We start from the raw sequence: 8,583 nt of genomic DNA on the forward strand, positions 1-8,583 counted from the left end.
TCAATTACCTTGGCCAGTTCGACGCCAGCTTTGACGACGATCAAGGCGCGTTGTTTGCCCCGGCAACAGAAGACCGCGGGCTCGACCAGAGCCCACTGGCACCGCTTGGCAACTGGCTGACCCTCGACGGTCAGGTGTTTGGCGGCCAACTGAGCATCGCCTGGACCTTCAGCGAACAGATGTTCGATGTGCAAACCCTGCAATATTTGGCCGATGAGTACGCAGCACAACTGGCGGCGCTGATTGAACACTGCACTGACAGCGCCCACATTGGCGTCACGCCGTCGGATTTCCCTCTGGCGCACCTCAGCCAGGCGCAGCTCGACAGCCTGCCGATCAATGCGCGCACGGTAGAAGACATTTACCCGCTGTCACCGATGCAGCAGGGCATGCTGTTCCACAGCCTTCTGGAGCAGGACGCCGGCGACTACATCAACCAGATGCGCCTGCGGGTCCAAGGCCTCGACGCCGAACGCTTCTGCGCGGCCTGGCAGGCTGCACTGGATGCCCACACGATCCTGCGCAGCAGTGTTGTCTGGGAAGGTGATTTGCCGCACGCCGTGCAGATTGTTCAGCGCGAGCTGAACCTGCCCGTCGAACTGTTCGATTGGCAGGCTCACGACGACCTCACCGAACGCCTCGAACGCCTGGCGGACGAGGAGCGTCGGCGTGGTTTCGACCTGGCCCAGGCACCGCTGTTGCGTCTGCGGCTGGTGCGCACCGGCCCTGAAGAACATGAACTGATCTACACCCATCACCACATCTTGATGGACGGTTGGAGCAACTCGCAGCTGCTGGGTGAGGTGCTCCAACGCTACAGCGGGCAGGCTGTCGGGCATGTCGGCCGTTATCGAGACTACATCGACTGGCTGCAACGCCAGGATGCCGCCGCTGCGCAGGGTTACTGGCAAGCGCAACTGGCAACACTGGAAACGCCCACCCACTTGGCCCAGAGCGTGGTGGGCAACGTGCCGCAGGCGGACCTGCAGGGTTATCAGCAGCAGGTTCATGTGGTGGGCGCCGAGCAGGTCAAACACCTGGCGCACTTTGCCCGCGAGCAGAAAGTCACCCTCAATACGATGCTCCAGGCCGCGTGGTTGCTGGTGCTGCAACGCTACACCGGCCAGCCGACCGTGGCCTTCGGGGCGACGGTGGCGGGGCGCCCGACGGAGCTTGCGGGCGCCCTGCAGCAGATCGGTCTGTTTATCAACACCTTGCCGGTCATCGCATGCCCGGACCCGCAGCTGTCTGTAGCCGATTGGTTGCAGCAGGTACAGGACATCAACCTGGGGCTGCGCGAGCATGAGCACACACCGCTGTTCGATATCCAGCGCTGGGCCGGGCAGGGCGGTGAAGCCTTGTTCGACACCTTGCTGGTCTTCGAGAACTATCCGGTTTCCGAAGCGTTGCAGCGCGGCGCGCCGGACGGCTTGCGTTTTGGCGCGGTTGCCAGCCGTGAGCAGACCAACTATCCACTGACATTGGGTTGCAACCTGGGTGAAGAACTGGAGCTGCACTACAGCTTCATGTGCAAGCATTTCAGCGCTGCGCAGGTCAGCCGCCTTCACGGTCAATTGCAAGGCTTGCTGGAGCAATTGAGCCGTGCACCACAGACGCGCCTCGGTGATCTGTCGCTGATGGGCGCGCAGGATTACGCCGAGCTGCAGGCGAGTAACCAGCCGGTGCCGGCCAATGACGCGCGGTATGTGCATCAGCGTATCGCTGCACAGGCACAGCGCCGCCCTGACGCGGCGGCAGTACTGTTCGATGACGTGGTGCTGAGCTTTGCCGAACTGCACAGCCAGTCCAACCGCCTGGCACAGTACCTGGTGGCGCAGGGCGTACGCCCCGAGGTACGGGTGGGCGTGGCCTTGCCGCGTGGCCCGCAGATGCTGGTGGCGTTGCTGGCTGTGCTCAAGGCAGGTGGCGCCTATGTGCCGTTGGACGCGAGTTACCCCCGCGAGCGCCTGGCCTACCTGATGGAAGACGCCGGCATCGGCTTGCTGCTGACCGATTCAAGCCTGCGCGGGCAACTGCCACTGCCTGCAGGGCTGTTGGCGCTTGATCTCGACAGCCTCGAGCTCGCCGCGTGGCCTGATGTAACGCCTGACGCAGGCGTGCATGACGAAACCCTGGCCTACGTGATCTACACCTCAGGCTCTACCGGTCAACCCAAAGGCGTGTGCGTGGCCCACGGCCCGTTGGCGATGCACTGCGAGGCTATCGGCCAGCGTTATGCGATGACCGAAGACGACTGTGAGCTGCATTTCATGTCCTTCGCGTTTGACGGCGCCCATGAGCGCTGGCTCACCGCCCTGACCCACGGCAGCCGCCTGGTGGTGCGTGATGACAGCTTGTGGAGCCCTGAACAGACCTATGCGGCAATGCATCGACATGGCGTCAGCGTGGTGGCGTTCCCGCCTGCGTATTTGCTGCAACTGGCCGAACACGCCGAGCGCCATGGCCACCCACCGCGTGTGCGCATTTATTGCTTTGGTGGCGATGCGGTGCCTAACGACAGCTTTGAACGGGTGCGCGATGCGCTCAAGCCTGAACACATCATCAATGGTTACGGCCCTACCGAGACTGTGGTTACGCCGCTGATCTGGAAGGCTGACGCCCAGGCCCATTGCGGTGCGGCGTACGCGCCGATCGGCAGTCGTATTGGCAATCGCAGTGCCTGGGTATTGAGTGCCGACCTGGATGTATTGCCGCACGGCGTGGCAGGTGAACTGTTCCTCGGTGGCGAAGGCCTTGCGCGTGGGTATCTGGACCGTCCGGGCATGACTGCCGAACGGTTTGTGCCTGACCCGTTTGGTGCGCCCGGCGCCCGTTTGTATCGCAGTGGCGACCGCGTACGCCGCCGTGAAGAGGGGGTTTTCGACTACCAGGGGCGCGTTGACCATCAAGTGAAAATCCGTGGTTTCCGCGTCGAACTGGGCGAAGTGGAAGCGCGCCTGCTGGAGCAGGCGTCGGTACGTGATGCGGCAGTCGTGGCGCATGCCGGCCCGGGTGGGCAGCAGTTGGTCGGGTATGTGGTGCCGATGCACCAGGACGCGCCCTCGCTGCCATGGTGCGAGGCACTCAAGGCCGAGCTCAAGCGCAGCTTGCCGGACTATATGGTGCCGGCTCATCTGCTGGCGCTCGAACGCATGCCGCTGACGCCCAATGGCAAACTGGACCGCAAGGCCCTGCCGAAGCCGGACGTCTCGGCCTTGCAGCAACATCACGTGGCGCCCGTGTCGGCGTTGGAACAGCAGATTGCAGCCATCTGGGCAGACGTGTTGCGCCTGGAGCGGGTCGGTCTGAACGACCACTTCTTCGAACTGGGCGGGCACTCGCTGCTTGCCACGCAGGTGATTTCCCGAGTGCGGCATGCGCTGGGGATTGCCCTGCCGCTCAAGGCGCTGTTTGAACACAGCACCTTGCGGGCCTTTGTGGCGTGCCTGGGTCAGGCGGGTGAAATCGCTGCACCGACGGCCATGGTGCGCGTCGATCGCGATCAACCGCTGGCCTTGTCGTATGCCCAGGAGCGCCAGTGGTTCCTTTGGCAATTGGACCCGCAAGGCAGCGCGTATCACATCCCCACCGCGTTGCGCTTGCGTGGCCCGCTGGATGTCGATGCGTTGCAACACAGTTTTGATCAGCTGATCGAGCGGCACGAGAGCCTGCGCACGCATTTCGCCGAGGTCGATGGCCGAGCCGTGCAAGTGATTGGTGCCCCGGTGCGCCTGGACATCGCGCTGCACGATGCCACGGGCGCGGACGATGCCTTCGTGCGTGCAAGCATCGACGCGACACTCAAGCAGCCGTTCGACTTGCGCCAGGGACCGCTGTTGCGCATCAAGCTGTTACGGTTGGCGGCTGATGAGCATGTGCTGGTCCTCGCACAACACCATATCGTCTCCGATGGCTGGTCAATGCAAGTCATGGTTGAAGAACTGGTGGAGGTGTATGCCGCCACAGCTCAGGGCCAGCCCGCGCGGTTATCAGCCCTGCCGATTCAATACGCCGATTATGCCCAGTGGCAGCGCCAGTGGATGGACGCGGGTGAACGCGAGCGGCAATTGGCCTATTGGCTGACGAACCTGGGCGGAGCGTCGCCGGTGCTGGAACTGCCCCTGGATTACCCGCGTCCGGCCGTGCAAAGTCATCGCGGTGCGCGCCTGGACATCGGGTTGCCGAGTGCGTTGGCGGCGTCCTTGCAGACTATGGCGCGGGAACAGGGTGTGACGCTGTTTATGCTGCTGCTGGCGTCGTTCCAGGTGTTGTTGTATCGCTACAGCGCTCAACGCGATATTCGCATCGGCGTGCCGGTTGCCAACCGCCATCACCGCGAGACCGAAAAGTTGATCGGCTTCTTCGTCAATACCCAGGTCTTGAAGGCCGAGGTCGATCCTCACTGCGGCTTTGATCAACTGCTGCAACAGGTCAGGCAGCAGGCGTTGGCGGCGCAGGAACATCAGGACCTGCCGTTCGAACAACTGGTCGAGGCCTTGGCCCCGGACCGTGACCTGAGCCGCAGCCCGTTGTTCCAGGTGTTATTCAACCACCAGACCGCTGCGCGGCACGATGCCCAGGCACGGCAGGTGTGCGGCTTGGGTTTTGAAGGGCTGGACTGGGACACCCATACCGCGCAGTTCGACCTGACCCTGGAAACCTACGAAAGCGCGGGCGAGTTGCAGGCCTCGCTCACCTATGCCACGGACCTGTTTGAGGCGGCGACGATCGCGCGCATGGCGCAGCATTGGCGCGCGCTGTTGCACAGCCTGGTCGAGCAGCCTCAGTGCCGGGTCGGTGAGCTGCCGATGCTGACGGACGACGAGCGCCTGGAAACCCTCACACAGTGGAACGCGCGACCCGCGACGTTTGCCCCGGCTGCCTCGATCCACGAATTGATTGAAACCCAGGCCGCCAGAGCCCCCGGTGCTGTGGCGCTGGTGCTGGGCGACCAGCAAATGAGCTATGGCGAACTCAACCGTCAAGCCAATCGCGTGGCCCATGCCTTGATCGCCGAGGGCGTCGGCCCGGAAGTGCTGGTGGGCATTGCGGTGGAGCGTTCGTTCGACATGCTGGTGGGCCTGTTGGCGATTCTCAAGGCCGGCGGCGCGTATGTGCCGCTGGACCCGGCATACCCTGCCGACCGCTTGCAGTACATGATCGAAGACAGCGGCTTGAAACTGCTGTTGACCCAACGACCACAACCGACGCCTGTGGGCGTGCGCAACCTGTCGATCCAGGGTGACTACCCGGCCATCGAGCACAACCCGCAGGTCGACGTGGGGCCGGACCACCTGGCCTACGTGATTTATACCTCCGGTTCAACAGGCAAACCCAAAGGTACCTTGCTGCCCCATCGCAATGTGCTGCGCCTGTTTGAGGCAACCGAGGGCGAGTTCAACTTTGGCCCGCAAGATTGCTGGACGCTGTTCCATTCCTACGCATTCGACTTTTCGGTGTGGGAGATCTTCGGCGCGTTGTTGCACGGTGGCCGCCTGGTGATTGTGCCGCAGGAGGTCAGCCGTTCACCGCAGGCGTTTTTCGAACTGCTCTGCGCCGAACAGGTCACGGTGTTGAACCAGACACCGTCGGCCTTCAAGCAACTGATGCAGGTGGCCTGTACGAGTGAAGCCTCGCGCAGCACATCGTTGCGCTATGTGGTGTTCGGCGGCGAGGCCCTGGAGGTGAGCAGCCTGCGGCCGTGGTTCGAGCGCTTTGGCGACGTGTCACCGCAATTGATCAACATGTACGGCATCACCGAAACCACCGTGCACGTGACCTACCGCCCGCTGTCGTTGGCTGACTTGGGCAACGGTTCATCGAGCCCGCTGGGCACGGCGATTGCGGATTTGTCCTGGTATGTACTGGATGCCGACCTCAACCCGGTCCCGAGGGGGTGTATTGGCGAGCTGTACGTGGGGCGTGCCGGCTTGGCCCGCGGTTATTTGAACCGTGCCGACTTGACCAGCACGCGCTTTGTGGCAGACCCGTTCAGTCATGCAGGCGGGCGCTTGTACCGCACCGGCGACCTGGCGCGCTACCGCGCCAATGGCGTCATCGAGTACGCAGGGCGCATCGACCATCAAGTAAAAATCCGGGGGTTCCGGATTGAACTGGGCGAAATCGAGGCGCGCCTGCGAGACCTGCCGTTGGTGCGTGAAGCCGTGGTGGTAGCCACCGAGGGCGCGGGCGGCACACAGTTGGTCGCTTACCTGGTGGCGTCTGCGCCGCTGGCGGATCAAGCGGCGTGGCGCGAAACCGTGCGCGCTGGCCTCAAGGCGCATCTGCCTGAATACATGGTGCCGGCACACCTGCTGTTGCTGGAAAACATGCCACTGACCGCCAATGGCAAGTTGGACCGCAAGGCCTTGCCGCCACCGGACGCGAGCTTGCAGCAGCAGGTGTATGTCGCGCCCGTGAGTGAACTTGAATGCAAGGTGGCGGCGATCTGGGCCGATGTCTTGAAGCTGGAACAGGTCGGCATGACTGACCATTTCTTTGAACTGGGAGGTCACTCCCTGCTGGTGATAAATATTGTGTCGCGTATTCAACTCGAACTTGGCATGACCCTGGTCCCGCAATTGTTGTTCCAATACCCGGTACTGGGTGACCTGATAGTGCAATTGCAGCGCAGCGGTGAACAGGTCAGCGCCTCGACGCTCAGCTTGCTGGAAGACCTGCTCGACGAAATGGAGGGCGTGTAAATGGACAGCACCGTCGCTGCAAGTATCGCCCGACGCTTCATCACGCTGGCGCTGGACAAACGCAGGCTCTACCTTGAAAAGATGCTGGCGCAAGGGGTATCACCGGCTAACTTGCCGATTCCCGAAGTGCAGTCCGCGTTCGACAGCCTGCCGCTGTCCTACGCGCAGGAGCGCCAATGGTTTCTCTGGCAGTTGGAACCGGACAGCGCCGCCTACCATATCCCCACGGCGCTGCGCCTGCGCGGGACGCTGGACCTGCACGCGCTGCAACGCAGCTTCGACGGGCTGATCACGCGCCATGAAAGCCTGCGCACGCGGTTTGTGCGTGAGCACGAGGTGATGCGCCAACTGATCGAGCCAGAACTGCCCCTGCTGATCAGCGTGGAACACGCGGCGGTGGCCGACGAGGCGGCGCTGAAAGCGTGGGTCGAAGGTGAAATCCGTCTGCCATTTGACCTTGAGCAAGGCCCACTGCTGCGGGTCAAGCTGTTGCGCATCAGCGACGAAGATCACGTACTGCTGGTGGTGCAACATCACATCGTGTCTGACGGCAGTTCGATGCAGGTGATGGTCAATGAGTTGATCGCGCTCTATGGCGGTTATTGCCGTAATGAACCCACTGAATTGCCGCCCCTGGCGATCCAGTACGCCGACTATGCCTTGTGGCAGCGCAGCTGGATGGAAGCCGGTGAGCGTGAGCGGCAATTGGCCTATTGGATCGGGCAATTGGGCGGCGAACAGCCGGTGCTTGAATTGCCGCAGGACCACGCGCGTCCGGCGGTGCAGAGTTACCGGGGCGCACGCTGTGATATTCCGGTGTCGCAGGCGTTGGGCCAGGCCCTGCAGGTGATTGCGCGCCGTGAAGGCGCCACGCTGTTCATGCTGTTACTGGCTTCATTTCAAACGCTGTTGCACCGCTACAGCGGGCAAAACGATATCCGCGTCGGGGCGCCTTCTGCCAACCGCAATCGTGTCGAGACCGAGGGGCTGATCGGCTTTTTCGTCAACACCCAGATTTTGCGTGCCGACTTTTCTGATGGCCTGACGTTTATCGAACTGCTGCGGCAGGTCAAGCAGCACGCGCTGGCTGCCCAGGCACATCAGGATTTGCCATTCGAGCAACTGGTGGAAGCCCTGGCGCCGGAGCGCAGCCTGAGTCGCAACCCGCTGTTCCAAGTGATGTTCAATCATCAGCGCGCGGCGCGGCAGACCGGCCCGGCGCGGCAATTGCCCGGTTTGAGTGTGGAAGGGGTGACCTGGGATACCCAGGTGGCGCAGCTGGATTTGACCCTTGAAGTTCATGAGGCGGATGACGGCCTTTGCGCATCGTTTATTTACGCCACGGACCTGTTTGATGCCGGCAGGATCGAGCGCATGGCGCAACATTGGCTGGCGCTGCTGCAAGGCATTGTTGAGACGCCGAATCGGGCTGTCGGTGAGCTGGCGATGTTGAGCCGGGCTGAACAACAACTGATTGTGCAAGGCTGGAATGCCACCGCCGAAGCCTATCCACTGGACACTTCGGTTCAGCAGTTGATCGAAGCGCAAGTGTTGAAAACTCCGGACGCACCTGCGTTAGCGTTTGGTGAAACACGGCTGAGCTATGCCGAGCTGAATGCCCGCGCCAACCAGTTGGCCCATCAGCTGATTGCGCATGGCGTGGGCCCGGATGTGTTGGTCGGCATTGCGGTTGAACGTTCCATCGAAATGGTCGTGGGCTTGCTGGCGATCCTCAAGGCGGGCGGGGCTTATGTGCCGTTTGACCCGGAGTATCCGCAGGAGCGCTTGCAGTACATGATTGAGGACAGCGGCATTGGCTTGCTGTTGACTCAGCAGGCGTTGCGGGCTCAATTACCTGTTCCAGAAGGCCTGCAAACGT

At 62.4% G+C, this 8,583-nt stretch carries 2 protein-coding genes; both read left to right on the forward strand.

Annotated features, from left to right (window positions below):
- The coding region (locus tag WBB95_RS17320; protein WP_424488701.1) for an amino acid adenylation domain-containing protein at nt 1-6,704 on the forward strand (6,704 nt) is incomplete at its 5' end.
- On the forward strand, nt 6,705-8,583 hold a 1,879-nt coding region (locus WBB95_RS17325; protein ID WP_424488702.1), incomplete at its 3' end, for a condensation domain-containing protein.

The organism is Pseudomonas sp., from assembly GCF_049645325.1.
Classification (GTDB): Bacteria; Pseudomonadota; Gammaproteobacteria; order Pseudomonadales; family Pseudomonadaceae; genus Aquipseudomonas.